Source organism: Citrobacter werkmanii (genome assembly GCF_008693645.1).
Lineage (GTDB): Bacteria > Pseudomonadota > Gammaproteobacteria > Enterobacterales > Enterobacteriaceae > Citrobacter > Citrobacter werkmanii.
On the sequence record NZ_CP044100.1, the window covers coordinates 49,178 to 76,040 of the forward strand.

Here is a 26,863-nt window from a genome sequence, read left to right on the forward strand (position 1 = left end):
TGGCTGGTCAGACAGCTGCAGGTATTAATTCAGGAGTCTGGAATGGAAAATATGATGAAAACTATGCGTGAGCATTTCCCCGCGCGAACAGAGGTGATCGAACAGTCTCTGGATATGTTTGGTATCAAACGAAATGAGGACGGGACGTTACTCTTCCCCCGTCACTCCGATAAACGTTTTCCCGTTGCACGTATCCGTAAGCGACTGGCGGCATATGGCTGGCGAGGGGAACGCCTGAATAAGGAGGTGGCGCGTATCGTCGCGGGCCCTGATATCCTCCCTGACAGGAGGGAATACAGCATTATTTTCCCTTACGGATGGGAGAAGAAGCAGCTGACGCGTGAGATGCGGAGGATGTTTCCCCGTAAGACCGGCCGACGTGTGCTGATTATGCTCGATGAATTACATCAGTTTATTGACTCACGGGAGAAGCAGTGACGCTGACAGAAAAATCAGGCCATCTGGCATGGTGCGCCCTGGTGGCGCTTGCGCTGGCCAGACAGAACGGCGATATGCTGTCAGCTGCTCAGGAAAATCTCTTTCTCACCCGATGGCTGGCGACCGCGCTGAAACAACGGCGTTTTTCGCGTGATGTTGCCCCCGATATCGAATGGCTTCTGAAACAGGGACGTCAGCTGGGCGTCAGCGCGAAGCTGGCCAGCAAGCTGAATTACCTCTGGCGCTCCTGCACCGGCGAGTTGACTGAACAGAACGATCTGTTCCGGCTGACCTATGCGCTGGAAACAGCCAAAGATATGCACTGGAACTACCGTCTGCTGAGCGATCGGGAATGGTCCGGCCGGAATGCCGTGGCGCTCAGTGCGGGTGTGAACGCCATTTATCTCTCACGGGTCAACCTCGATGTTGCTTTTGACGACAGCGGCCGACAGATAAATCCACTGACAGCGCGTCTGACTGGGAACGTAGCGGGGGTAATGAAGCTGTTTAATCGCTGTGGCTGGCAGGCAGAGCCTGAGTCTGGTGCCTCCCTGCCCCACCAGTATTCGCTGATGGCCGGGCAGGGAGTGCCAGGAAAGGGGGATTAGTGGCGGATCTGCGCCAGGTCGTCTTCAGTCAGTCCGGTCATTTTCATGACGGTATTACGGTCAATGCCGTTCTGCAGCATGGTACGGGCAATTTTAAGGGTGGCTTCGCGCTCGCCTTTTTCAATGCCGCGTTGTTCACCGAGCTGAATCCCCTTCTCGATGCCCTTCTGTTCAAGCTGTTGTGCGATGGTCATAAGTGCGTCTCCGTGTTGCGGCACACGCTGTGCCAGTTCGCGTACAAAGGCTTCGGCGTCTGATGTTTCGCCTGCCTGCACTATATAGTGTACCAGCGATATTACCTGTGATGAAGACAGATATCCGGCCAGCAAGATGGGCGCCAGCCGGTCAACCAGTTCTGCCAGGTCCCGCTGGTGAATATGCTTTTGCAGTAAAGTCAGTGCGGCCATACTGCGATGGCCAGCGATTTCATCATCCGGAATGACCGTAACGTCTACCAGCGGGAAAGCGCTGCTGTAGAGCTTGCCTGCCAGCGCCGGATCGTCAAACTCATCCAGCCACCGGGTTGAGTACGGATACGGGCTGCGTTTACCCGTATAGAACAGCACCGGTATCACCAGAGGCAGTTTTTTATGCCCTGCCTCCAGGTGGCGCTGCATGGCGGCTACCGCATAGCGTATCAGGCGGAAAGCCATATGTTTGTCCGGCGTTGACTGGTGTTCCACGAGGACATGTATGTACCCGTCACCTGCTGTGGTTTTCAGGCTGTAGAGAACGTCACTGAAATACTGGCGGAGATCATCCTCAACGAACGAGCCGGATTCCAGTTTCAGCGTGCTGAGATCGCAGACTGCACGCAGCTCTGTGGGCAGGTGGATTTCCATGAAATCCCGGGCAATATCCGGTTGCGTCAGGAACTGCCTGAACGTGGCATCGTGAGGAGTGGGTGTGCTGTTTTTCTTCTTCATCAGCCCTGGCTCTGGAAAATGACCCTGAGATGTTATCACAGCCCGGAAAAAGCTAACATTGGCGGTGAACGGAATTGCCATTCCTTCAGGGGACTGTGCCGGGGTGGTTCGGTCCCCTCTCCTTTATTCTGGTAACTCCGGGCTGACTGCATCATCACGCAGGCGCATGATGGTTTGTCGTGAGGTACCAAACTCGCGGGCAACGGCGCTGATACTGGCACCAGCTTTCAGGTGTTCAAGAGCTGCCTGCCGCTGTTCCTGGTTCAGCGCCGGTGGCCGACCAAACCGTTTGCCTGCTGCTCTGGCCCTTGCAAGGCCAGAATGTGTGCGCTCAATCAGCAAGTCTTTCTCAAACTCTGCCACCGCCGAAATGACCTGCATGGTCATCTTGCCGGCCGCGCTGGTAAGATCCACGCCACCCAGTGCGAGGCAGTGTACGCGAATATCGGACGCTGCCAGCTGCTCTACGGTCTTTCGCACGTCCATTGCGTCACGGCCCAGGCGATCAAGTTTGGTCACTATCAGCACATCGCCATTTTCCATGCGGTCAAGTAACCTGGCAAAACCGAGCCGTTCGCTGGCGGCTACCGAACCGCTAATTTGTTCCTCAATCAGGCGCTGGGGTTTAACGGTAAAACCGGCTGCTTCAATTTCCCTGCGCTGATTTTCCGTTGTCTGTTCAAGCGTGGAGACCCGACAGTAAGCAAAAACTCGTGACATGGCGTTATTTTCTGTACTAAATGGATGTACGAATTATAACGCATGTCCGAAACTAATTTCACTAAGTTTTGGACAGATGTTGTAAGTGATGTACGAAACCGTTCGATTTCGTACACTATCATATGTGTGCCATTATATAACTATAAGCGTGCTATTTATTTTAACCTTTAGGGAGCAGAAAAAAGGAAATAGCAGCGAGCGGTCTGTTTCATTAAGACTGGGGACAGGTACAATATTTATTGTACGACATCGTACAGTTGGGCTTCAGACCCTTATTAGAGGTTTACTTGCAATGCACGGATTGGCTATAAATAATAGGAAATAAAAAAAAACGCTCCCTTTTGAGGAGCGTAAGCCAGTGAAATCGGCGTCAAAGGAGGGTCTAACAAGTGGAGCTGCGGGTTAATACGGGTTAATTCTGGGCGCTCTGACTGCGGTGTTTATCAGCCTGCTGCTGATGAATAACAGAAGACTGGCCGTTATTTGCCTTCTCATGCACCACAGCGGCTTTCTCATGTTCATTCATTTTGGAGAATGACTTTGCGCTTTCGCCGGTGGTTTCAGTTTTGGCGTTCATCATTTTTTTATGCATATCAGCCATATCCTGATGCGCGGCAGATGTGCCGTTCTGCATCATGTCATGTGACATCGCGGCCTGCTCGTGGTTACTCATATCCATCATTTTCATTCCTTCACCCTGAACGGCGCTTCTGGACGCAGAAGATTGCATCTGATGGGCCGGTGCCTGGGCATTATTTACCTGGTCATGCATATTCATGGTTTCTGCAGCCCAGGCGGATGAGGTGACAGCCATAATGGCTAAAAATGATACAAGCGTTTTTTTCATGGTAGGATCCCCGGTGTTTGGATGCCCTGACTGATCAATACCTTATTAATTTAATGAAAGCATTTGGTCACAGGGCGGATTAAGTGTTTATGTGACTGCATTATCACACTGCTCCTGATTTATAACTGAGTATAAAAAACCGCCTCTGTTTATTGCGTGACTGAATGATGACATTTCTGTCACCTGCGTATTTCACATGTAAAAAACGTCACCTCATCAACAGGCGTACACTAAAGAGGATAGTGCGGCCCTGTTGTTCAGCCGACAGCTCTCCGCCATGTGCGTGAATGATCGACCGCGTTATGGATAATCCCAGCCCGGCCCCTTCAGTGTTATGAACACGTGATGAGTCCGCGCGATAGAAGCGATCAAACAAGCGCTCCAGATTTGCAGGCACGCCGCCTGACACCGGATTCGAAATAACCACTTCAACATAGTCACTGCCCTGAGCGATCTGTATCGATGTACGGGTATTATCCGGAGAATATTTAATGGCATTGGAAAGCAGGTTGCTGAACGCGCGTCGCAGCATGTCACTGTCCCCTGCCACGATCCCGTCGCCTTCAACGGTGATTGTTTTTCCTGTTTCTTCGGCCAGGGGTTCAAACAGCTCACGTAATTCATTCAGCTCTTCCGCCAGATTCACGTCTTGTTTATCCAGCTGCAGCAAACCATGTTCAGAACGGGCCAGAAAAAGCATGTCACTGGTCATTCGTGATAATCTTTTGAGTTCTTCCAGGTTCGCAAATAAAATTTCACGGTAATGCGAAACATCTCTGACCTTGGCCAGGGCAAACTGCGTCTGCATCATCAGATTACTGACCGGCGTACGCAGTTCGTGCGCAATATCGGAAGAGAAATCGGACAGTTTCCGGAAGGATCCCTCCAGGCGGTCGAACATGTTGTTAAACTCCCGCATGGTCTCAGAGATTTCCGGAGGCGCCTGATCGGGATTGAGACGCTGGTCAAGGCTGTGGACAGTCATGGATGACGCCAGACTGGTCATTTCCCGCAACGGTTTCAGGCCGATTCGTGTGGTCAGCCAGCCCAGAAAAACCGAAATAAAAACCAGACCGGTATTAAACCAGAGCAGCCAGGTACTGAGCTTATCCATAAACAGGGTGTGATACCCTGTATCCGTGGCGACAGTAATGATGAAATGTTTACTTTTACCTTCTTCGGGCGCTATGGCTACACGTCGCGAGATACTGCGGTATACGGTATTATTTTCTTCAGTCTGGATCATATAGTCCAGAATATCTCCGGACTGGTTCAGCAGGGTTGCAGGGACCAGCGAATTTTTTGCGTAGAGCTCAACAATTTTTTCATTTTCCATATTTTTAATGGAAATGAATAATCCATTGTGCCCTACCATCGCGTCATTTATTTTATCGGATAAGGATTTAATATCCGTTTTGCTCCTGTAAGTTTCTGTTTTAAGAAACTCTTCAGTAAGCTGGAGTTTTCCTGTCAGGAAATCTCTGTCCTGGTTGTCAAAATAGCTGTTCAGTGTGCTGATCAGAATAAAACTTGAAAGCCACCATACCGTCAGCATGACTGCAGAAAATATCAGGCTCAGCCGGGTGGTCAGAGAAATATTGAACTTCACTCTTCTTTGATCTCCAGTACATAGCCGGCACCGCGAACGGTGTGGATAAGTTTGGGCTCAAAGTCATCATCAATTTTACTTCTCAGACGTCTCACGGCCACATCAATCACATTCGTGTCGCTGTCAAAATTCATATTCCAGACCAGGGATGAGATCAGACTTCGGGGTAATACTTCTCCCGTACGCTGAAGCAGCAACTCAAGCAGCACGTATTCTTTTCCGGTGAGATGGATCTTTTTACCCGACCGGGTTACGGTCCGACGGACCATATCAACGGTCATATCAGCAATGGTGCAGACTGTGGCACTTTGCGCACGTGCCCGGCGCAGTAGCGTTTTCACGCGTGCAACCAGTTCGGTAAAATCGAAAGGTTTGATCAGATAGTCGTCAGCACCCAGTTCAAGCCCTTTCACTTTATCCCGTACGTTATCCTTTGCCGTTAGAAACAATACTGGCTCTTCATGACCCGAGGCCCGCAGCGACGTGATGATTTGCCATCCGTCGAGATAAGGCAGCATGACATCCAGAATGATTAAATCGTAAGATCCCTTTGATGCCGCTCTGAGGCCGTCGCGCCCGTTATCGAAGAGGTCGGCCTGATATCCCTCCTCAATCAGTCCCTGCTGCAGATAGCGCCCTGTTTTCTGTTCGTCTTCAACGATTAATATACGCTGCATAGTTCACTCGCTGACATGATAGTCAAAATTTTACGGCTCACTCCTTCAGTATCCTAGCTGGCCTGAGACGGGGCAAGCATTCCAAGCCAGGAGACAGCCCCCAGAATGGTGACAGCAATGACGAACTCGGTCAGGATACTGTTTCGCATCAGCGCGACGCTGCGAACATAATTGCCTTCCCTGACCATGACCTCAAGCCGGGGACCAAGGTGAAACCGGTTTGCTGCTGCCAGCAGGAGCATCAGAACGAAAAGCGCTGTTTTTGCAAGCAAAATACTTCCCCAGGCGCTGCTGAACAGAGGGGCTAACTCACCCTCAGCAATATACAGATAGTTGACCAGCGCACTCAGGCTCAGGGCTACCACGATCACGGTTCCTGCCGTTGCAAATCTTGCTAATGAATCAGAAATAATGCTGACGCTCCGGGCGTTATGGTTATCTTTGCGCATCAGTAAGATGGCGAATGCGGCCAGTGCGCCGGTCCATGCTCCTGCTGCGCCAAGGTGTGTCAGGTCGCTGAACAAGTGGAGATAGTAATGTACGCCATCATGCATAACGGCATGTCCGCCCCATGCCAGTGTGGCCAGCGCCACGGCGCCGCTGATGGTCATCAGCAGACAGGAAAGCACTCTGTTTTTAGTGTACAGGAACAGCCCACCGAGTGTGATAAACAGGGCAAAGAGTCTGACAACCCAGCTGATCCCAACGTCGGTTTCTTCGATCACCATTTCGATAATATGAATGGATAATTCTCTGAAATCTGTCACCCCGCTCATGGCATTGGATACCAGCAGCATATTCATGCCTGTCAGCAGGATGCCGATCAGTACAGCTAAAGCGATAAACGACCTGAAATTAATTAAATTATGCATCTCATTCCTGACGCCGCTTATTCCATATATCTGGAAGAAAGGCAATCCAAATAAAATCATTAAATCAAGATACAGAAGGAAACGGATAACAATTATAATCAGGTCGTTCATGATATTACTTCACCGTAAAGGTATAATTACCGGTAATAGGATGTGTATCTGATGAAACCGCACGCCAGTCCACACGATAAGTGCCGGCGGGTAAAGGTTCACGCGGGATAATCATCATAGACTTGGGATCAGATCCTGGTGCCACTTTAGCCGCCACTGGCATCGGTGAATGCGACGACATACCTTTCATTCCGGTCATCGTCAGTTTCGCGCCTGAGAATTTTACGGTCAGATCTTCCGTAAAATTAAGCTGGATTTTCTCCGGAGCCGGCACGGCTGAATCAGCCTGCGGAACCGAGCTTTTTAATTCCGGATGCGCCATAGCAGAAAAAGCGACGCCCATAATCAGCCCACCCGTCAGAATGGCTTTTTTTAATATCAACATATTCTTTACCTGTTAAGTTGAGTGTTTTGTGTCAGTGCATTAAAACCAGATTCTTGCGCCCGCCAGGAATACTATCTGACTGTCTTTTTCGCCTTCCCTTTTCGCCATGTCGGACGTTGTTCCGTACAGCTGATTCCAGGAAACGCCAATATAAGGCGCAAATTCACGCCGGACTTCATAACGTAGCCGGAGACCAAGTTCGGTATCGGATATCCCTCTGCCCCGCCCCCGCGATTCATCATCCTGGCTGTAGATATTCACCTCGTAGGATGGCTGCAGTATCAGCCGGTTAGTCAGTAAAACGTCGTATTCTCCTCCCAGGCGAAGGGCGGCCTTTCCGCCATCACTGACAAACCCCGTGATTTCGGATTCAAAGTTGTAAAGGGCTAACCCCTGGAAACCGACGGCAGCCCACGTCCGGGCAGATCCCGGTCTGAAATCCTGTCTTATACCGGCAACCAAATCCCACCATGGGCCTACTGCGTGCCCCCAGAGAAACTGGGCTTCTGCCGTCTCCGTCTCTCCACCACTTCGTTCACCTTCGCTCTTGATCCACAGCCGGTCGATATCACCACCCACCCAGCTGTTCACGCTCCAGTTGAAATTATTCCGGTTGTCTGAACGCTGCCATTCAAGCTGATCGAGAAGAACCAGGTAATTAATTGCGCTGTCATGGACAGCATGGCCCTTTAAATTGCCAGACGCAGCCTTCCGATCGGCTTCGGTAACGGGCGGAACAGGCGTTCTGCTCTCAGTGACCACGGGCTCCATGGCCGTCATTTCAGTAAGACCGGCATCGGCTGACATCTGCATAGTGGACATATCATGCCCGGAGTGCGGGTCGGCGGGCGTTCCCGCAGCAAACGCGACAGGTGATGCAATCAAACCAGCTGCAAGCACAGATATGGCGCAGGTATTCATTTTCATGTGCATTACTCCTCCACCCGGACTTCACGAAACATTCCCATTTCCATGTGATAGAGCAGATGGCAATGGTAAGCCCAGCGGCCCAGTGCATCAGCTGTCACTCTGTAACTGCGCTTTGTTCCGGGAGGAACATCAATGGTATGTTTACGCACCATGAAATTACCGTTTTCATCTTCCAGATCACTCCACATACCATGGAGGTGAATAGGGTGAGTCATCATGGTGTCATTGACCAGCGTGATCCTGAGTCGTTCACCGTATTTGAGCACCACCGGCGCGGCGTCTGAAAACTTGATACCGTTAAAGGACCAGGCAAACTTTTCCATATGCCCTGTAAGATGCAGTTCAATGGTGCGGCCAGGCTCTCTTCCATCCGGATCCTCAAAGCGGCTTCTGAGATCGGCATAGGTAAGAACCTTACGACCGTTGTTGCGAAGCCCTATGCCTGGATCGCTTAATTTCGGGGAGACGCTCATTGCCTGCATATCAACCAGTGGATTATTGGTTTCGGACGCAGGATGGCTCTGCATTCCCGGCATTCCAGCCATCAGGGAATGATCCATACCGGCCATACTGCTGTGATCCATTGGCGTGGAGGGTGCCGCGCTGTCCGGCATCCCGGAGCCGTCCATTGACATCATCTCTCCGCTGTTATCCATTCCCGCCATCTGGCCGTGATCCATCCCTGACATATCATGGCTCATTCCCCCCATACCCATATCATCCATTGTCAGCAATGGACGCGGATCGAGTGCGGGGACGGCAGCACTTACACCCTCTCGCGTGGCAAGCGTTCCCCGTGCGTAACCGGTACGATCCATCGATTGTGCGAAGATGGTATAGGCCTCATTCTGAGGCTCAACGATGACGTCATAGGTTTCGGCAACAGCGATCCTGAATTCATCCACGGTGACCGGATTAACATACTGGCCATCCGCAGCTACCACCGTCATTTTCAGGCCTGGTATGCGAATGTCGAAATAGGTCATCGCCGAGCCGTTGATAAAGCGTAAGCGTACTTTCTCACCGGGGCGGAACAGCCCTGTCCAGTTTTTCAGTGGCGCCTGTCCGTTCATGAGATAGGTGTAGGTATAGCCGCTGACGTCGGCGAGGTCAGTCGGGTTCATTTTCATTTCAGCCCACATTTTCCGGTCGGCAATGGTGGCTGACAGACCTTTGGTGTTCACATCCCGGAAAAAAGACCCCACGGTCGGTTTATTGAAATTGTAATAATCCGACTGTTTTTTTAATTTTTTCAGCAAGCTGTGAGGATTTTCATCCGTCCAGTCAGACAACATCACCACATACTCGCGGTCATAAGCAAAGGGCTCCGGTTCCCGGGCATCAATAATGATGGCACCGTAAACCCCCTCCTGCTCCTGGAGCCCTGAGTGGCTGTGGTACCAGTACGTCCCGTTCTGCCTGACCCTGAAGGTATAGACGTAGGTATCATCTGGTTCGATACCCGTAAAACTGAGCCCCGGCACACCATCCATGTTGGCCGGAAGAATAATGCCGTGCCAGTGTATGGACGTCTGTTCATCAAGGCGATTTTTGACTCTGAGGGTGATGGTATCACCCTCTTTCCAGCGCAGGGTCGGCCCCGGCAGCCCACCATTGATCGTCTTGGCCTGACGTTCGCTTCCTGTGATGTTTACTGCCGTTTCTCCAATGGTCAGGTCAAAATTGGTGCCCTGCAGGGACGCTGCAGGTGGCAGACTCAGGGTGGAGCGCGCATTAAAGCTCCATACGCCAAGACTTCCGGCTACGCCAGAGAGGGTTAATCCCTTCAGAAATGTTCGTCGTGACGTTTTTAACTGCATGCGAGTTCCCTTAATTAAATTGTGGCCATTAGCGGAATTCGAGAATTGGTTATAATCAATTTTCCGGTTCTGCCTCTTACAATGAAATGACGTTAGCACAACTAAAAAAACAATTTCATTACAATGCTGTAATGAAAGAAGTTGTATTACATTTACGTCATCTTTCCCACGGGAAGGTTATTTTTATATATGATCAAGTGGACATCTTATTATGCGCCACCGAAGGTATTCATTATGAAAATTTTTATCGCAGTTATTATATTATCCACGTTATCTATGGGTTCAGCGTTTGCTCAGCCCAGTAACCTGTCTCATGATGCACATCGCTTCGTAAATAATGCCACAGCGTTTCCTCATGTTGAGGCAGCCAGGCATGAACAACCCCGCGTAAAAATAAACAAAGCCAGCGCAATTTCTTTCTCAGAAATGAATGAACATGAAAGAGCAATTATTGCCCATTCCTTTATGAATAACAGTACGTCGTATGCCCATCAAAAAATGATTGAGGGGCATAAAAAAAAGCTGAACAAAAGTGAGACAAACACAGCATCCTCATCCTTCAGTGAACTGAATGCCGGAGACAAAGCCGCCCTGGTCCATGAGCGTGTCAATAACGCAGGGGCTGAAGCTCACCAGATACAGGCGAGAAACCTTCGTGGATTGTATGAAAATAAGGAGTAGCTGACGGAGTGCGTGCGGCTTTCGTATGACCCGTCAGCCTCACGGAAAGGACACAGGACGGGGCGTTAATCTCACGGCGTCCCGCCGAAATCTTTTCTCCCATGCTATTCTTCGTTGTCCGGGTGGTCATAAAGCAGCCAGAGCATCTGCAATAAATGGATTAAATGATATGTTACAAAAAGGACAATCATCAGTGTAGCTCCGGGAATACTGGCAGATGACTTATCTCCTGAAATCCCATAGCATATCGCGCAGTGATAATGCTAACGGCGACTTTCAGTAAATGTACTCTACCGATGTTGTAAAAGATAATGCTTATGTAGCTGCCTCCCGTGCAGGCCTGGAAAAAAATGAAATTGCTGTCCTCCAGCGCTCCCTGCCTCCCCGGTACGATCTTCGACATTTAAAAAATAATGAATCACTAAAACTCCTGCTTCAAAAAAAAGCAGGACAATCCCGGGTCGTGGCCTATAAATTCACGTCAGGTAAATTTAATTACACCGCTTATCGTATTTCAGACAAGAAATTCTACAACCTGTCGGATACCGGCAGCAGGGCCGGACTGGATTATCCGCTGCCGGTCACCGCAAGACTCAGTTCACCTTTCAACCCGGCCCGCCTTAATCCTGTGTCGGGGAAGGTCAGTCCGCATAATGGTATTGATTATTCAATGCCAATGAATACGAAAATTGTCAGTGTTATCAACGGGAAAGTTACCCGGGCCGAATACAACAGCACCATGGGCTATTTTGTTGAAGTGTCCGGCAAAGACAATGTTAAAACGCGTTATCTTCATCTCAGTAAAATCCTCGTTAAAAAAGGAACGCCAGTTTCCCGGGGAACTGCTATCGCGTTGTCCGGTAACAGCGGGCGCTCATCCGGTCCTCATCTTCATTATGAGCTGGTCATTAACAATAACCCGGTCAATTCACTGGCTTTCAGGGCGGCAGGGCCTGCGGATAACAATAAACTCGAACAGCACGCGTACGCCCATGCCCGTGACTATGGGCGATATCTGGACTGATACCCGGGCCGCAGAGCGGCCCGTCGTCGGTCAGTTTTTTTTATCATCCGACCCGTCGTGATGCTGATGTTGCCCGTGCCCTCCGTGGCCATGAAACAGGTGCATGAGGGGACATATCAGCAGCAACAGATAAGGCCAGTAGCCGGCCAGATGTGACCAGTGCTCCCGTAAAAGTGCAAATACCGCGATCGCGGCGACAGCAATCAGAGCATAAGTGGTACTTTTCATGACGGACTCCTTATGTCAGCAAATGCGCATTTATTCATGCGCTTCTTTGCCGAGCCTGATACTTCTGAGACGTAACGCATTGACGATAACGCTGACGGAGGAAAGGGCCATTGCTGCTGCCGCGATCACCGGCGAGAGGAGTATGCCATACGCCGGATAAAGCAGGCCTGCCGCCACGGGTACTCCGAGGGCATTGTAGATAAACGCAAAAAACAGATTCTGCCGGATATTCTTCATGGTGATCTCGGACAGTTGTCGGGCCTTGTTCAGCATCATCAGGTCACCTTTAAGAAGCGTGATGCCGGCACTCTCTATCGCCACATCTGTCCCCGTCCCCATTGCAATCCCCACGTCAGCTGCCGCGAGTGCAGGTGCATCATTCACGCCGTCTCCCGCCATCGCCACCACATGGCCTGATGCTTTCAGACGGCTAATCACTGCTTTTTTACCATCAGGCAGAACCCCGGCTTCAACCTCTTCTATTCCGAGCTTATGCGCCACCGCTTCAGCGGTAAGCTGGTTATCCCCGGTCAGCATGACAATACGGATACCCGCCTCACGCAAGGCCTTAAGTGCGTCGGGCGTGGTTGCTTTCAGGGGATCAGAAATAGCGATCAGGCCGGCAAGCTGCCCGTCTGTCGCCACATAGATAACGGTAGCGCCTTCCCTGCGTAAGGCATCCGCAGTCGCCTTCTGGCTATCAATAACGATACTGTTTTCCTGCATGGCCAGCTCATTACCGATAATAACCCGCAGCCCTTCAACATCCCCTGAAACCCCTTTACCCGACGGGGCATTAAAATCACTGACAGCCGGCACCGTGATCCCTTTTTCACGTGCGGCGTTGACCACTGCCATACCCAGCGGATGCTGTGATCCTTTTTCTACGGCGGCCGTCACACGTAACAGCGCCTCTTCGCCGCCCGGCTTCAGGCTGATTATGCCAGTCACCGTGGGCGCACCTTCCGTGAGCGTGCCGGTTTTATCGACAACCAGTGTGTTCACTTTTTCAAGGCGTTCCAGGGATTCAGCATTTTTGATTAAAACCCCTGACTGGGCCCCTTTGCCCACCCCCACCATTATCGACATGGGTGTGGCCAGACCCAGCGCGCAGGGACAGGCGATAATCAGGACCGAAACCGCGGCTATCAGACCGTGTGCCACCCTGGGTTCAGGCCCCCAGACAGCCCAGACCACAAACGCGACAACTGCAATGAGTATTACCAGGGGAACAAACCATCCCGAGACACTGTCAGCCATTCTCTGGATGGGCGCGCGTGAGCGTTGCGCATCAGCGACCATCTGTACAATACGGGACAGCATTGTTTCATCACCGACTTTCTCCGCCTGCATGATGAGGCTACCGGTCTGATTTATGGTTCCTCCGATAACGCGGTCATTTTCCGTTTTGGTAACCGGCATTGATTCCCCGGTTACCATTGATTCATCCACGGTGGTACGGCCTTCGAGCACGATGCCATCAACCGGAACACTCTCGCCGGGCCTGATACGGAGTTTATCGCCAGGCAGGACGTCTTCTGCTTTGATATCCGTCTCATGGCCATCAGGATCCAGACGTCTGGCTGTTTTGGGGGCGAGATTCAGCAACGCGGTAATGGCGCCTGACGTTTGTTCCCTTGCCCGTAACTCAAGAACCTGCCCCAGCAGGACCAGCACCGTGATAACGGAGGCCGCTTCAAAATACACGGCAACCTGGCCATTCATGATCCTGAAGGATGCAGGAAACAGAGAGGGAAAGATCGTGGCGATGACGCTGTACACCCAGGCCACTCCCGTGCCCATTGCAACGAGAGTAAACATGTTCAGCGAGCGGTTACGTAGCGAGGCTCCGGCACGCGAGAAGAATGGCCATCCGCACCACAACACCACCGGAGTGGCCAGAAGCAACTGCAGCCAGACGTTGTACTGTGGCGGCAGTAATTGCATCATTTTCGGAAACAAATGGGATCCCATTTCGAGCACCAGAACCGGTAACGTCAACAGCAATCCCAGCCAGAAGCGTCTGGTCATGTCGCGAAGTTCATCACTCTGGCCCGTGGATGCCGTGGCAACAAGCGGTTCCAGCGCCATTCCACAAACGGGGCAACTTCCGGGACCACTGCGACGTATCTCCGGATGCATCGGACATGTCCACACGCCGTCAGACATCGCTTTCTCACTCTGCCGGTGTGACGGTTCTACCCTTTCAGGGCTGGCTTCATGATGGTCATGATGATGGGAGGTTTCACTGGCGTTTCCGCTCAGATAATGATCGGGATGGGCTGAAAATTTGCTCTCGCAGCTGGCAGAGCAGAAGTAAAACTGATGATCATGGAATCTGATGCTGCTGTGCGCCTTTTCCGGCAGGATGGACATTCCGCACACGGGGTCCCTTACCTTTCGCACTGACTGACTGTCGTCTGCGGATCGCGTCTGTTCAGAAGCAGGCTGGTGAACGTGTTTCACTGCATTATCATTTTTCACAGTAATTCTCCTTATGCACACCTGAAGCGTCTTATATCTACAGGGTATGTCACGGATGCGATTACCACGAATAATGCCGGCATCAGACTGGATGATGCCGGCGTCCCGTTATCAGCGTCTATTCGATTCTCTGGAAGACGTTCTGACTTCCATCCGGGGCAAAGGCGATAACATCGTAAGCCTCTTTTCGGTCGCCCATCTCCATTCCCGGGCTGCCTGCAGGCATGCCGGGGGTGGCGAGACCGTAAATACCCGAACCTGACTGCATTGCCTGATGTATCGTCGTCGCCGGGACATGGCCTTCGATGACCAGCTCGCCTGCAACCGCTGTATGACAACTGCGTAGTCCTGCCGGAACAGAATACTTTTCTTTCAGGGCTGACAGCGCCTGATCGTTCATGACGTGTGTTCGCACTTTAAACCCGTCTTTTTCCATCGCCTTGCCCCATAAGGAACAGCACCCACAGTGTTCAGACTTGTACATATCTATGACTTTTTCACTTGCGATTGCCGGCAGTGACAGGCCGAGAGCCAGGGCCACTAACACCACTTTTTTCATACTCACCTCGGTAAATTAGCGATATAAACCGTGTCGTTCACACGAATCTGTTCAGAAGGGCACCCTCCCGGGGTGCCCTTTCAGGATTAAGACACGCTTTTTTTATGTCTGCGCAGCCAGATTAATTTGTAGGCGGCAGGAATAATGAACAGCGACAGCAGCGGAGCAGTGATCATCCCGCCAATCATCGGCGCCGCAATACGGCTCATGACCTCTGAACCGGCGCCGGTTCCCCAGAGTATGGGCAGCAGACCCGCAATTATCACCGCCACGGTCATGGCTTTCGGCCGGACACGCAGCACGGCACCGTGATAAAGGGCTTCATCAAGGCCTTCCGGTGTGAACGTCTCCTTACGGGACAATTCCGGATGCGCTTCGATGGCATGACGCAGGTACATCAGCATGACCACGCCAAACTCCGCCGCCACCCCGGCCAGGGCTATAAACCCGGTGCCGGTGGCCACAGACATATGGAAGCCCTGCCAGTAGAGGAACCATATTCCTCCGACGAGTGCGAACGGCAGACTCATCAGAATGAGTAAGGCTTCATCAACGCGACGGAACGCCAGGTATAACAGAATGAAAATGATCATCACCGTCATCGGTACCATCAGTTTCAGCTTTTTATTGGCATGCTCCAGTAATTCAAACTGCCCTGAAAAGGATACACTGGTACCCGGTCTCAGTTTCACCTTCTGGCTGATGGCCGTCTTGATGTCGTTTACCACTGACACCATGTCCCGGTCGCGGGCATCAATATAGATCCAGCTGGCGGGTCGGGCATTTTCCGTTTTCAGCATCGTCGGTCCGGAAACCACCTTCACATCAGCGACATCACCCAGGGTGATTTGCTGCTTCATCGGTGTCAGGATCGGCATCTGCCTCAGGGCCTGCGGACTGTTCCGGTAATCCTGCGGATAGCGGATATTAATCGGGTAGCGGGCGACGCCTTCCACCGTTTCGCCTACCATCGCGCCACCGATGGCTGAGGAGACGAACATCTGGACATCGCCGACTGTCATCCCGTAACGGGACGCTTTTTCCCGGTTGATATCGACATCAATGTAGCGGCCGCCTTCCAGACGTTCAGCCAGAGCAGATACCACACCCGGCACGGTTTTGGCTACCGCTTCAATACTCTGTGCTGTCGCATCGATATCCGACAGAACGGTTCCGGAAACCTTGATACCGATCGGGCTTTTAATCCCGGTCGAGAGCATATCGATACGGTTACGGATAGGGGGAACCCACAGGTTTGCCAGACCCGGTAAACGGACCGTCTTATCCAGCTCGTCAACAATCTTGTCAATCGTCATGCCCGGTCGCCACTGATCTTCGGGTTTCAGCTGAATGGTGGTTTCCACCATTTCCAGTGGCGCAGAATCCGTTGCGGTCTCAGCCTTACCGGTTTTGCCAAAAACAGACGCCACTTCAGGCACGGATTTGATGAGCTTGTCCGTGGTCTGCAGGAGCGCCGCTGCCTCTGCCGGCGACACGCCCGGCAGCGTTGACGGCATGTAGAGCAGATCTCCCTCGTTGATCTTCGGCAGAAACTCCCCGCCCACCTGACTCAGTGGCCAGATCACCGTGAAAATGGATAAGGCCGCAACCAGCAGGGTTGTTTTTGGCCAGTGAAGTACCCTGAGCAGTAAGGGGTGATACGCCTTAATCAGCCACCGGTTGAGGGGATTACTGGTCTCAGCGGGTATTTTCCCACGGATCCAGAATCCCATCAGGATTGGAATAACGATGATGGCCAGCGCGGCCGCACCTGCCATGGAATACGTTTTCGTGAAGGCCAGTGGCCCGAACAGGCGCCCTTCCTGCCCTTCCAGGGTAAAAATAGGAATGAACGACAGGGTGATGATCAGCAGGCTGATAAACAGCGCCGGCCCTACTTCCACGGAAGCATCGGTGATGACCTTCCAGCGGGTGGCGTTATCTATCTCCTCGCCAGGATGCTGATGGTCCCACTCTTCCAGCCGTTTATGCGCGTTTTCAATCATGACGATGGCCGCATCCACCATCGCCCCGACGGCAATCGCGATCCCCCCCAGCGACATAATATTGGCGTTCAGGCCCTGGAAGTGCATGACAATAAAGGCGATGCACAGGCCAAGCGGCAGAGAAATAATCGCCACCAGTGCTGATCGGACATGCCAGAGGAACAGCGCACAGACAATGGCTACAACAATAAACTCTTCAAGAAGTTTATAGCTGAGGTTGTCAATGGCCCGGTCAATTAACTGGCTGCGATCGTAGGTGGTGACAATCTCGACACCTTCAGGCAGGCTGGCCTTCAGCGTATCCAGCTTATCCTTCACGGCGGTAATAACCTCGCGCGCATTTTTACCTGAGCGCAAAATCACCACGCCGCCTGCCACTTCACCCTGGCCGTTAAGCTCGGCAATACCGCGACGCATTTCCGGCCCGATCTGTACGCGGGCAACATCACGCAGGTAAACCGGGATCCCGTTCTCGCCGGTTTTCAGGACGATGTTATTGAAATCATCAATGGTCTGAAGGTAGCCGCTGGCCCGGACCATATACTCCGCTTCTGCGATTTCAACGGATGAGCCACCGGCCTCCTGGTTAGAGGATTCAAGCGCCTGCTTAACTTCGGGCAGGCTGATGCCATACTGTGCCAGTTTTTCCGGATTCACCTGGATCTGATACTGCTTCACCACGCCGCCCACCGACGCCACTTCGGCAACATTCGGAATGGTTTTCAGTTCAAATTTCAGGAACCAGTCCTGCAGGGAGCGCAGTTCCGCAAGGTCGTGTTTTCCGCTACGATCGACCAGAGCATACTCAAATATCCAGCCCACGCCGGTGGCATCAGGACCTATTTCAGAACTGACACCGGCAGGCAGCTTGCCCTGAACCTGGTTCAGATATTCCAGAACGCGTGACCGCGCCCAGTACAAATCGGTACCATCTTCAAAAATGACGTACACGTAGGAGTCACCAAACTGAGAAAAGCCGCGCACGGTCTTTGCGCCCGGTACCGACAGCATGGTAGTAGTGAGCGGATAGGTGACCTGGTTTTCAACAATCTGCGGAGCCTGGCCGGGATAGCTGGTTTTGATAATCACCTGCACATCAGACAGGTCGGGAAGCGCATCCACGGGGGTATTGATGATTGTCCAGGTTCCCCAGACGCTGAGGAACAGGGCTGCCATCATCACAAGGAAACGGTTGGCGACTGACCGCCGGATAATCCATTCAATCATCGTCGTCTCCTCAGTGTCCTGAATGCATGTTTACAGGCTGGTCAGTCATTGCGGGCATTGTGTCGTCCGTTTTTTCTGGATGGCGCATGCGCTCCAGTGCACCGGTAATATTAGCCTCCGAGTCAATCAGGAAGAGGCCGCTGACCACCACGGTGTCGCCTTCGTTCAGCCCGCTACCAATACCAGACTGTTGCTGTGATTCGTGCAGAACGTGGATTTTTTTCGGCACAAACCGGCCTTCATCATCAACGGTGATCACACGCTGTTCTTTACCGGTATCAATCACGGCCTGGCTCGGTATCAGCAGCATTTCCTGGCTTTGAGTATTCAGTTTCAGATACGCATTCATACCCGGCTTAAGCAGTTCGTCTTTGTTCGTGACCTGCAGACGTACCTGCAGCGTGCGGGTTGTCTGATCTGCGCTCGGGAGAATGTTCCATTTTTCAACATGAAATGTTTTGTCCGGATAAGCCGGTACCGATATTTCAAACTGTGAAGTGTCTTTCAGCAGATAGGCGATGGATTCCGGGACTGCCGCACTGATCCAGACCGGATCCATCCCCTGGATCTGGGCCACTACTTTATCTTTCGAAATGTTCATACCGGTACGCAGGTCAAACGCAGTGATGACACCATCGATAGGTGCCTTAATGGTAAACCGGGTCTGAATACTGCGGGTGGAACGCAGTCTCTGAATGTCCTCTTCCGGCATGCCTGCCAGGCGAAGCCGTTCCAGAACGCCTTTCAGTTGCGTGGGCGTGCCGCCGGTCCCGGACAGCAGGAGGAACTCACTTTGCGCCTCCACCCATTCCGGAATGGTAATATCGATAAGCGGCGTCCCTTTCTTCACATGATCGCCTGTTGTCAGGGGATAGACTTTTTCAACGAAGCCGTCAGAACGGGCCTGAACAATAACAAACTGATATTCGTTATAACTGACGTTGGCAGGGATTGTCTGGGAATAATTCAGCATTCCGCGCGAGACTTTTTGTGTTTTCAGTCCCAGATTCTGCACCTGAGTCGGGTCAATACGGATCCCGCTGCTGCCTTTATCTTCGTTTTCATCAGCATATTTAGGCACCAGATCCATATCCATGAAGGGGGATTTACCGGGTTTGTCAAATTTGGTATCCGGCTTCATGGGGTCATACCAGAAAAGCACCTTGCGTTCCTTTTCGGTATTTTCTGTTTTTTCAGCTTTCTGTGCGGAATTTACAAACTGCCAGGCAGTGACAGATATCAGCCCTCCCGCTATGAGGCTGCTGATAATTATTGCAGCATATTTTATCTTTGAAGAAGCCATACAATTTCCCGCTAAAAAATCAAAACCCCTGGCATATGCGCCTGATGATTAATTAACAGGCGCACAGGTTACATTCGCTCCGGATTGTCAATCAGGACTGCGTATCGTTGATGCTTTTGAGTAAAGAAATATTGCCCTGCTGAACAAACGTAAAGTCAACATGAGTGCCCGCCTTCAGCGCCGTAATGCTGTCGTCTGCATTCACAAAGGTAAAGCGCATAGTCATAGCAGGCCAGCCAACCGCCGGGATGGCTTCGTGAGAAATCGTGATTTTCTTACTGCTGAGGTCAACGTCTTTGACAACCCCCGTTCCTTTAATTATCTGCTGTGCTGAGGCATCACCGGCAGCATTCATTTCGCCGTGCTGATGGGTTTCTGCATGCAGCCCCGCTGAAAACATTACGGAAAGAGCACTAAATACAACTGCTTTAAGTGAATTACGCATTTTATATTTCCTGATGAATTAAATAGCTTTACTCTACCCAACCGCCACCCAGCGCAGTGAAAAGATTAATTTCATTGACCTGCCGGGAATAGGTAAGATCCAGAATGGCTTGCTGCGTGGTAAACAGAGAACGTTCTGCATCAAGCACTTCGATATAACTGACGGCGCCACTGGAATATAATCCTCTGGCACGCTGAAGCGTTATCTGTAATGAGTCAAGATAACGCTGTTGTGCCTCCAGTTGCTGATTAATGCTGTCCCGCAGCGCGAGCGTGTCAGCAACCTCTTTAAATGCCGCCTGAATTTTTTGTTCGTAATTAACCACTGACTGCTGCTGACGAATTTCAGCGAGTTTCAGATTGGCTTTGTTTCTGCCGGCATTAAAAATCGGGATGTCAATTTTCGGGATAAAATTCCACATTCCACTCGCCGGTGTGAAGAGGCTGGATAATTCCGTGCTGCTTGCCGAAAGCCCGCTGGTCAGCGTGATGGACGGGAAAAAGGCGGCACGCGCTGCGCCGATATTGGCATCAGCGGCTTTCAGCTGATATTCCGCCTCCATAATATCCGGCCGCTGCAGCAAAATCTGCGATGACAGGTTTGGTGGCAGTTTTACTGGTTTGATCGCATTGCCTTCCATCCTTTTTTCCGATGGAAGCGCGCGATACGTTCCCAGTACCAGCTGCAGGGCATTATTGGCCTGAGCCAGGTCGCCTTCTCGCTTGGCGATCTCTGCACGGGTACTTTCTATCTGCCCGCGAGCCTGTTCCAGTGCCAGAACGTTTGTACTGCCGGTGACCAGCTGTTTCTCAACGAACGCATAGGACTGTTCGTAATTCTTCAGCGTTTCCCGTGCGATACGGAGTTGTTCATAAGCCAGCTGCTGACTGAAATAGCTCTGGGAAACATTTGAGACCAGCAGGATATGTACGGCACGACGGGCTTCTTCGCTGGCGAAATAGTTCTGCCTGTCAGACTCGCTCATATTTTTGAGCTTGCCGAAAAAATCGAGCTCGTAGCTGAGCGTCAGACCTGCGTCATATTCCTGGGTGGTCGGTTTGTCCCCTTTCAGTCCACCACTGTAGGTGATCCCTGAAGAAGCATTTAGCTGAGGATAACGGTCTGCATCCGTGACGTTGTACTGAGCCCGGGCCTCTTCCACCTTGAGGGCGGCCATTCTGAGATCGCGGTTATTGGTCAGGGCTTCAGCGATAAGCCGGGTCACCTCGGGATCGGCAAAAAAGTTACGCCACCCGGTGTCCTGGTATCCCGTCACCGCCGGCTCCAGGCTGTTGCGGGACAGGGAGAACTGCTGGGGTACCGGTGCTGCCGGCCGCTGATATTCGGGCGCCAGAGAGACACAGCCTGCCAGGATGAATATCGTGCTGATGCTAAGTAGTTTTAATTTGAACATAACGCTTCTCGTCCAGGCCGACCTGGTAAATGGTTCAAATGAAGTCCGGATTATTGATAGGGATACTTTACAGAACGCTCTCTGTTTGCCGGGTGACAGAATAATGACAATGTTGTCATTATTGCTGTCATCCGTTGATAACGGTCGCGGGCGCAATAGAATGACATTAGCAGCCTGTCGGAGAGAAAGATGAAAATACTGATCGTTGAAGACGAAATGAAAACCGGTGAATACCTCAGCAAGGGGCTGACTGAAGCCGGATTCGTGGTCGATCATGCTGATAATGGTCTGACCGGGTATCATCTCGCCATGACCGCCGAGTATGATTTGGTGATCCTGGATATCATGCTGCCTGATGTGAACGGCTGGGATATCATTCGTATGCTGCGCAATGCCGGTAAGGGGATGCCGGTATTATTACTGACCGCCCTCGGCACGATTGAACACCGCGTAAAAGGGCTTGAGTTGGGTGCGGATGATTACCTGGTAAAACCTTTCGCGTTTGCTGAGCTTCTCGCCCGGGTACGAACCCTGCTGCGACGGGGTAATACGGTGATCACGGAGAGCCAGTTCCAGGTGGCCGACCTTACGATTGATCTTGTATCAAGAAAGGTCAGTCGCGCCGGGAACCGCATTTTATTGACCAGTAAGGAGTTCAGTCTGCTGGAGTTTTTCGTTCGTCATCAGGGGGAAGTTCTCCCGCGCTCTCTGATTGCCTCTCAGGTCTGGGACATGAATTTTGACAGTGACACAAATGCCATTGACGTCGCGGTCAAGCGGCTTCGCGCTAAAATAGACAATGATTACGAGCCGAAGCTTATCCAGACGGTACGGGGCGTGGGCTACATGCTTGAGGTCCCTGATGCGTAAAATGCTCTCCAGGCGCCCTTTCTCTCTCGCCCTGCGGCTGACCTTTTTTATCAGCCTGTCCACGATACTGGCGTTTATCGCCTTTACCTGGTTTATGCTGCATTCCGTTGAGAATCATTTTGCCGAGCAGGATGTCAGCGATCTGCAACAAATCAGCAAGACAATGCACGGCATACTCCAGTCGCCGGCCGATCCTGATGAAAAAAAGATAAGCAAAATAAAGGAGTCGATTGCCAGTTACCGTAACGTTGCCGTTCTGCTGATGGATCCGCAGGGAAATATCCTGTTCACTTCGGCACAGGGGGCGGCATTACGTCCGGCGATGAAGACGGCGGACTTCGGCTCACACACTCGCGCGCAGGATGTTTTTCTCTGGACGGTGGAAGATCCGGTCATGCCCGTGCACGGCGGGCCGGGCATGAAGATGGAAACCTACCGGATTATCGCCTCTTCAGGAACCGCGACACTGCAGGGAAAAAACCAGAACTATGTCCTGCTGACGGGCCTCTCCATCAATTTTCATCTTCACTATCTCGACGCGCTGAAAAAGAATCTGATTGCGATTGCTGTAGTGATAAGCCTGCTGATTGTGTTCATCATCCGCATTGCAGTTCGTCAGGGACACCTGCCCCTGCGTAACGTCAGTAATGCCATTAAAAATATCACCTCGGAAAATCTTGATGCACGGCTGGAGCCCTCACGTGTGCCCATTGAGCTGGAGCAGCTGGTCGTCTCTTTCAATCACATGATTGAGAAAATTGAGGATGTTTTTACCCGACAGGCCAATTTTTCTGCCGATATTGCACACGAGATCAGAACGCCGATTACTAATCTCGTGACGCAAACTGAAATTGCACTGAGTCAGGACCGGACGCAGAAGGAGCTTGAGGATGTCCTCTACTCCAGTCTTGAGGAGTATAACCGGATGACCAAGATGGTCAGCGATATGCTTTTCCTGGCGCAGGCGGATAATAATCAGCTGATCCCGGACCGGGTTATGTTCGACCTGAGTGCGGAGATCATCAAAGTCTTCGATTTCTTCGAAGCCTGGGCGGAGGAACGTAACATCACACTGAAATTTAACGGGGTGCATTGCCTTATTGAAGGTGATCCCCAGATGTTCAGACGCGCCATCAACAATCTGCTCTCTAATGCCCTGCGCTATACGCCGGAAGATCAGGCGGTAACCGTATCGATAAAGGAACAGGAAAATTATTTCGAACTCATGATTGAAAATCCGGGGAAACCAATCCCTGAAGAACATTTATCAAGGCTTTTTGACCGCTTTTATCGTGTGGATCCTTCCAGGCAACGGAAAGGTGAAGGCAGTGGAATAGGGCTTGCTATTGTAAAGTCAATCGTGGAAGCACATCACGGCAGGGTCCATGTGGAATCGGATGTACGCTCGACACGTTTCATATTATCAGTGCCAAGGCTTGAAAAAATAATAAATAGCACCCCACAATCGTGATTTAAGGGAATACAATGACAAAGTTGTCATCAGCCTGTCACGTGGCAAACAGAAGCCATTCGATATAATTAGTGCAACTTATCAGGAAGGCTGTATTACCTGCCAGGAAATGTTTCCAGGAAGAATATACAGCCAGCCACCCGGTAAAACAGGTTAAGCGAAACAGCATTCTGTTTGTCACTGAATGCGCTGGCTTCAGTAACCGGACATCACTAATTCAGGAATGGAGAATTACCATGAAAAAAATTGTACTGGCAACTGCTTTAGGTTTTGGCCTGGTGTCTGCGTCATGGGCCGCTGAAACCGTGAACATTCACGAGCGCGTCAATAATGCCCAGGCTCCGGCTCACCAGATACAGTCAGCTTCTGTCCCGTCTGCTGTCCAGGGGGAGACCTCCCGGATGGCCGGAATGAATCAGCATGAACAGGCCATCATTGCTCATGAAACCATGAACAATGGCTCTGCGGAAGCGCACCAGAAAATGGCTGAAAACCATCAAAAGATGATGGGAAATATTGCCGTCAACGATACCCGCCCGTCAGTCTCGTTCGCAGCGATGAATGAACATGAAAGAGCGGCCGTAGCCCATGAAACCATGAATAACGGCCAGTCCGGGGCGCACCAGGCGATGGCTGAAGCGCATCGCCGCATGATCAACGCTGGCTGAGTACCGCTGTAGTATGAGTGCTGTTACCTTTTCCTTGATAGATATTTCCTTAACCGGATATGTTGCTGCATTTTTGCCCCCGAACGGGGGCTTTTTTATCCCTCTCAGCTACAATTATCCTGTATCAACCTGAATAAGGATTAATTGCATGAAAATCAAAACCTCCCTTCTGGTTATTTTAATGTTATCCATGCCTGCTATTTCTGCTGAACATTCTGATATGAAGATGGGTGACATGGGGTCATCTGCCTCGTCGCAGGCATATATGTCCGGCATGAATGAAATGCATGAGAAGATGATGGCTGCGGTTAAGGAACCCGACCCTGACAAAGCCTTTGCAAAAGGCATGATCGCACACCATGAAGGCGCAATAGCCATGGCTGAAACGGAGCTCAAATACGGCAAGGATCCGGAAATGAGAAAACTGGCTGAGGACATCATTAAAGCGCAGAAAGGCGAAATCGACCAGATGAACAAATGGCTTGATAACCAGAAATAAGGGTTGTCAATACTGTATGCCGGGCGTGGATTTTATATCGTGCCCAGAGTACAGGGGATCTGTTAATCGTTAATTAATAAAAACCCGAATTATTCCGGGTTTTTATTTTATTACCACTGAAGTCTGTTTTTCTGGAATGAGGAAGTCCGTCTGAGTTTCTCTGCCGATTATTCAGTGCGTCATGGAGATAATTTCGGTCAGGATCTCTTTCAGCTCCACTCTTTCCTGCACACCATCATGATAGGTGGATCTGGCGAGGATTTTATCCCCCGTCATCCGGGGCCAGAATGTATCCAGTACATTATCAGGCTTCATGCCGACCGCCCTGCCGATAATTTTTTTTGCATCACAGGTGTCCGTATAGGTGACCTGTACGCCGGTGAGTTCATGAATGAGATCCGGGCAAAGATAATTCTCTATCTCGCGCTTACGCGTGGCAAAAAACATCCTCCCGGCCTCCTCGACTTCTTTCTTTCGCTTCTGAATTGACTGGGCCTGAGAGGGATCTCCGCCCGTATCGGAGTCCAGAAATACGCACCAGGGCAGGCCCAGATCGTTGGCCAGGTTTAAGGTGACCCAGTGCTTGACACTCCCGCACCCCCCTATCAGAACAGGCACAACGCTGACATCTTCCAGGCAGGCGGGCAGTACACCGGACTGCTTCAGTGAACGTGCGGCATGCCTCAGGAAGGTGACATCCGATTTTCCTTCAACCAGCACAATGCCTTTCGCGCGTTCCATGCCGGTTTCCGGCAGCACTCCCAGGCTTTCCGTGGCTTCCTTCAGTACCGCGTGATCAGGCATTTTTACGACAGGTTCTCCTGACCGATCCCGGGTAACATAACGAACACCGTCGACAGGGATCAGTCCGGCAAGTGCCGGCACATGAGTGGTGACAATAATCTGACGGTGTGGCTGGCAGGCTAACGCCAGCAGCGCTTTCATCAGCAGAACCTGGTAGTTCGGATGCTGGGATGTTTCAGGCTCTTCAATGGCGTAAATGACATTTCGCTGCGTATTCGCCACCATTTTCTCGGCTTCAGCCCTGAAAAAATTCAGCAGAATTAGCCGCCTTATCCCGCTACCCCGCTTATTGATGGGGATACCATTTTCCCCGTCCAGGGTGAAACTGAAGGTCCACTTCGGTTTCTCCTTAAATCGTGGCGTCAGTTCACTGGCGAGTTCAGGTGCCATTTCCCGTAATTTATCCAGCGTACGCCGGGCGACATCCAGCACACTGTCCTGAATTTCGTTTTCAAGCGCTGTGATTTTATCCTGCAGTGCAGCCTGAGCATCCTTCACCGCCTGCTGAAGGGGATTTTTGGCTTCGGAATCCCCGTCGCTGCTCTCCCTGTCGGCTTTAAAGAGCGCAAACGTGGGCAGTAAATCGAGGATCTTGCCCCACAGCGATTTTGTGTCGGTACCAAACTCCTTGTCGACATCCAGTAAAATTTCCGCGCAGTCATAAGGAACGGCGGCTTCCCTGATAGCCTGGCGCCATAAGGATGCCGTGCGTTTATCTGCCACATTTTCTTCAACGGCTTTTCCCACGGCCCTGAGCTCCGCCATTTTCATCCCCATTAAATTTCTCAGGGGCTCGTGCGCAGGATGCATGCAGCGGATGCAGGTTTGTTCAGGTTTACCTGTCGTTGTGGCTTTAAAGGATTTTACGATCTCGAAATTACCGTCTTTATTGAGCAGATGTTCAGAGGCGAGTGTGGTCTGCACGCGTTCGTCGATAATTATAGACTCCGGCAGATCATCAAACTCGCACGCGATTTCAAAACGGCTCGCGCCTTCCCTCAGGCTGAAGCAGTTCATGTCATTTCTGTCAGCCTTCATCCCTTCCGTTTCAAAAAAAATAGCCAGAGCCTCAAGAATGGTGGACTTGCCGAAATCATTACGCCCGACAATACCCGTCATTCCCTCATCAATGTTTATTTCCGTTGTGTTTCTGTAGCCCCTGAAATTTGTCAGTTTTATTTTTCTGAGTCGCATAGGCAGTCCTGCTGTGTATTAGAAAAGGGGATCCTGTAGTCAG

25 protein-coding genes are annotated in these 26,863 nt (G+C 51.4%); 8 read left to right on the plus strand and 17 right to left on the minus strand.

Annotated features, from left to right (window positions below; translation table 11 throughout):
• The first annotated feature begins 42 nt into the window (after nucleotides 1-42).
• Both FOB24_RS00280 and FOB24_RS00285 read left to right on the plus strand, forming a co-directional pair.
• On the plus strand, nucleotides 43-438 hold the full coding sequence (locus FOB24_RS00280; RefSeq protein WP_000429587.1) for a hypothetical protein: 396 nt from the start codon (nucleotides 43-45) through the stop codon (nucleotides 436-438).
• Complete coding sequence (locus FOB24_RS00285) at nucleotides 435-1,046, plus strand: DUF2913 family protein (protein WP_000176304.1); 612 nt, start codon at nucleotides 435-437, stop codon at nucleotides 1,044-1,046. Before FOB24_RS00280 ends, FOB24_RS00285 begins: the two co-directional genes overlap by 4 nt.
• On the opposite strand, the gene FOB24_RS00290 is transcribed toward FOB24_RS00285, so the two are convergent.
• The 9 genes from FOB24_RS00290 to pcoA all read right to left on the minus strand — a co-directional run bounded on the left by FOB24_RS00290 (nucleotide 1,043) and on the right by pcoA (nucleotide 9,943).
• Complete coding sequence (locus tag FOB24_RS00290; RefSeq protein WP_000728912.1) at nucleotides 1,043-1,972, minus strand: Rpn family recombination-promoting nuclease/putative transposase; 930 nt, start codon at nucleotides 1,970-1,972, stop codon at nucleotides 1,043-1,045. The genes FOB24_RS00285 and FOB24_RS00290 overlap by 4 nt on opposite strands.
• 123 nt (nucleotides 1,973-2,095) lie before the next feature.
• Entirely contained in the window at nucleotides 2,096-2,692 is a 597-nt protein-coding gene (locus tag FOB24_RS00295; RefSeq protein WP_000091963.1) for a recombinase family protein, read from the minus strand.
• A 412-nt stretch (nucleotides 2,693-3,104) separates the two neighbouring features.
• Nucleotides 3,105-3,539, minus strand: coding sequence for a hypothetical protein (locus FOB24_RS00305; protein WP_000753365.1), 435 nt, complete (start codon nucleotides 3,537-3,539; stop codon nucleotides 3,105-3,107).
• Between the two features lie 208 nt (nucleotides 3,540-3,747).
• On the minus strand, nucleotides 3,748-5,148 hold the full coding sequence (locus tag FOB24_RS00310; protein ID WP_000671200.1) for a sensor histidine kinase: 1,401 nt from the start codon (nucleotides 5,146-5,148) through the stop codon (nucleotides 3,748-3,750).
• Entirely contained in the window at nucleotides 5,145-5,825 is a 681-nt protein-coding gene (pcoR, locus tag FOB24_RS00315) for a copper response regulator transcription factor PcoR (RefSeq protein WP_001188929.1), read from the minus strand. Before pcoR ends, FOB24_RS00310 begins: the two co-directional genes overlap by 4 nt.
• Before the next feature lie 53 nt (nucleotides 5,826-5,878).
• The gene (gene copD, locus FOB24_RS00320) at nucleotides 5,879-6,808 is read right to left on the minus strand and encodes a copper homeostasis membrane protein CopD (RefSeq protein ID WP_001667051.1); all 930 of its coding nucleotides are present in this window, start codon (nucleotides 6,806-6,808) and stop codon (nucleotides 5,879-5,881) included.
• 4 nt (nucleotides 6,809-6,812) lie between these two features.
• Nucleotides 6,813-7,193, minus strand: a complete 381-nt coding sequence (gene copC / locus FOB24_RS00325) for a copper homeostasis periplasmic binding protein CopC (RefSeq protein WP_000906228.1) — start codon at nucleotides 7,191-7,193, stop codon at nucleotides 6,813-6,815.
• Nucleotides 7,194-7,232: 39 nt separating this feature from the next.
• The gene (locus FOB24_RS00330; RefSeq protein ID WP_001667050.1) at nucleotides 7,233-8,120 is read right to left on the minus strand and encodes a copper resistance protein B; all 888 of its coding nucleotides are present in this window, start codon (nucleotides 8,118-8,120) and stop codon (nucleotides 7,233-7,235) included.
• Between the two features lie 5 nt (nucleotides 8,121-8,125).
• Nucleotides 8,126-9,943 carry a multicopper oxidase PcoA gene (gene pcoA / locus FOB24_RS00335; protein WP_001176305.1) on the minus strand — a complete coding sequence of 606 codons (1,818 nt, stop codon included), beginning with the start codon at nucleotides 9,941-9,943 and terminating at the stop codon, nucleotides 8,126-8,128.
• A 234-nt stretch (nucleotides 9,944-10,177) separates the two neighbouring features.
• Between pcoA and FOB24_RS00345 the strand changes: the two genes are divergently transcribed.
• Both FOB24_RS00345 and FOB24_RS00350 read left to right on the plus strand, forming a co-directional pair.
• Complete coding sequence (locus FOB24_RS00345) at nucleotides 10,178-10,624, plus strand: hypothetical protein (RefSeq protein ID WP_000688485.1); 447 nt, start codon at nucleotides 10,178-10,180, stop codon at nucleotides 10,622-10,624.
• A 283-nt stretch (nucleotides 10,625-10,907) separates the two neighbouring features.
• A complete protein-coding gene (locus tag FOB24_RS00350; protein WP_001667049.1) occupies nucleotides 10,908-11,648 on the plus strand; it encodes a peptidoglycan DD-metalloendopeptidase family protein in 741 nt (246 codons plus the stop codon).
• Between the two features lie 30 nt (nucleotides 11,649-11,678).
• On the opposite strand, the gene FOB24_RS00355 is transcribed toward FOB24_RS00350, so the two are convergent.
• The 7 genes from FOB24_RS00355 to FOB24_RS00385 all read right to left on the minus strand — a co-directional run bounded on the left by FOB24_RS00355 (nucleotide 11,679) and on the right by FOB24_RS00385 (nucleotide 21,314).
• Nucleotides 11,679-11,876 (minus strand): DUF2933 domain-containing protein, encoded by a 198-nt coding sequence (locus FOB24_RS00355; protein ID WP_000843500.1) that lies wholly within the window; start codon nucleotides 11,874-11,876, stop codon nucleotides 11,679-11,681.
• 30 nt (nucleotides 11,877-11,906) lie between these two features.
• On the minus strand, nucleotides 11,907-14,360 hold the full coding sequence (silP, locus tag FOB24_RS00360) for an Ag(+)-translocating P-type ATPase SilP (RefSeq protein WP_003830763.1): 2,454 nt from the start codon (nucleotides 14,358-14,360) through the stop codon (nucleotides 11,907-11,909).
• 118 nt (nucleotides 14,361-14,478) lie between these two features.
• Nucleotides 14,479-14,919 carry a DUF411 domain-containing protein gene (locus tag FOB24_RS00365; protein ID WP_000758233.1) on the minus strand — a complete coding sequence of 147 codons (441 nt, stop codon included), beginning with the start codon at nucleotides 14,917-14,919 and terminating at the stop codon, nucleotides 14,479-14,481.
• 86 nt (nucleotides 14,920-15,005) lie between these two features.
• Nucleotides 15,006-18,152, minus strand: coding sequence for a Cu(+)/Ag(+) efflux RND transporter permease subunit SilA (silA, locus tag FOB24_RS00370; RefSeq protein WP_000574019.1), 3,147 nt, complete (start codon nucleotides 18,150-18,152; stop codon nucleotides 15,006-15,008).
• Nucleotides 18,153-18,162: 10 nt separating this feature from the next.
• A complete protein-coding gene (locus FOB24_RS00375; protein WP_000168542.1) occupies nucleotides 18,163-19,455 on the minus strand; it encodes an efflux RND transporter periplasmic adaptor subunit in 1,293 nt (430 codons plus the stop codon).
• 91 nt (nucleotides 19,456-19,546) lie between these two features.
• On the minus strand, nucleotides 19,547-19,900 hold the full coding sequence (gene cusF / locus FOB24_RS00380; RefSeq protein ID WP_001246157.1) for a cation efflux system protein CusF: 354 nt from the start codon (nucleotides 19,898-19,900) through the stop codon (nucleotides 19,547-19,549).
• A gap of 28 nt (nucleotides 19,901-19,928) precedes the next feature.
• Nucleotides 19,929-21,314: an efflux transporter outer membrane subunit gene (locus FOB24_RS00385; protein WP_000475508.1), complete on the minus strand. Its 1,386-nt coding sequence runs from the start codon at nucleotides 21,312-21,314 to the stop codon at nucleotides 19,929-19,931.
• Nucleotides 21,315-21,503: 189 nt separating this feature from the next.
• On the opposite strand from FOB24_RS00385, the gene silR reads away from it, so the two are divergent.
• From silR to copM, 4 genes are all read left to right on the plus strand, one after another.
• On the plus strand, nucleotides 21,504-22,184 hold the full coding sequence (silR, locus tag FOB24_RS00395; protein WP_000697973.1) for a copper/silver response regulator transcription factor SilR: 681 nt from the start codon (nucleotides 21,504-21,506) through the stop codon (nucleotides 22,182-22,184).
• The gene (locus FOB24_RS00400; protein WP_001230590.1) at nucleotides 22,177-23,655 is read left to right on the plus strand and encodes a Cu(+)/Ag(+) sensor histidine kinase; all 1,479 of its coding nucleotides are present in this window, start codon (nucleotides 22,177-22,179) and stop codon (nucleotides 23,653-23,655) included. The genes silR and FOB24_RS00400 overlap by 8 nt, the downstream gene beginning before the upstream one ends.
• A gap of 236 nt (nucleotides 23,656-23,891) precedes the next feature.
• Complete coding sequence (gene silE, locus FOB24_RS00405) at nucleotides 23,892-24,323, plus strand: silver-binding protein SilE (RefSeq protein WP_000725002.1); 432 nt, start codon at nucleotides 23,892-23,894, stop codon at nucleotides 24,321-24,323.
• A gap of 148 nt (nucleotides 24,324-24,471) precedes the next feature.
• Nucleotides 24,472-24,822: a CopM family metallochaperone gene (copM, locus tag FOB24_RS00410; RefSeq protein WP_000695683.1), complete on the plus strand. Its 351-nt coding sequence runs from the start codon at nucleotides 24,472-24,474 to the stop codon at nucleotides 24,820-24,822.
• 171 nt (nucleotides 24,823-24,993) lie between these two features.
• On the opposite strand, the gene FOB24_RS00415 is transcribed toward copM, so the two are convergent.
• A complete protein-coding gene (locus tag FOB24_RS00415) occupies nucleotides 24,994-26,820 on the minus strand; it encodes an AAA family ATPase (protein WP_003830762.1) in 1,827 nt (608 codons plus the stop codon).
• Nucleotides 26,821-26,863: the final 43 nt, after the last annotated feature.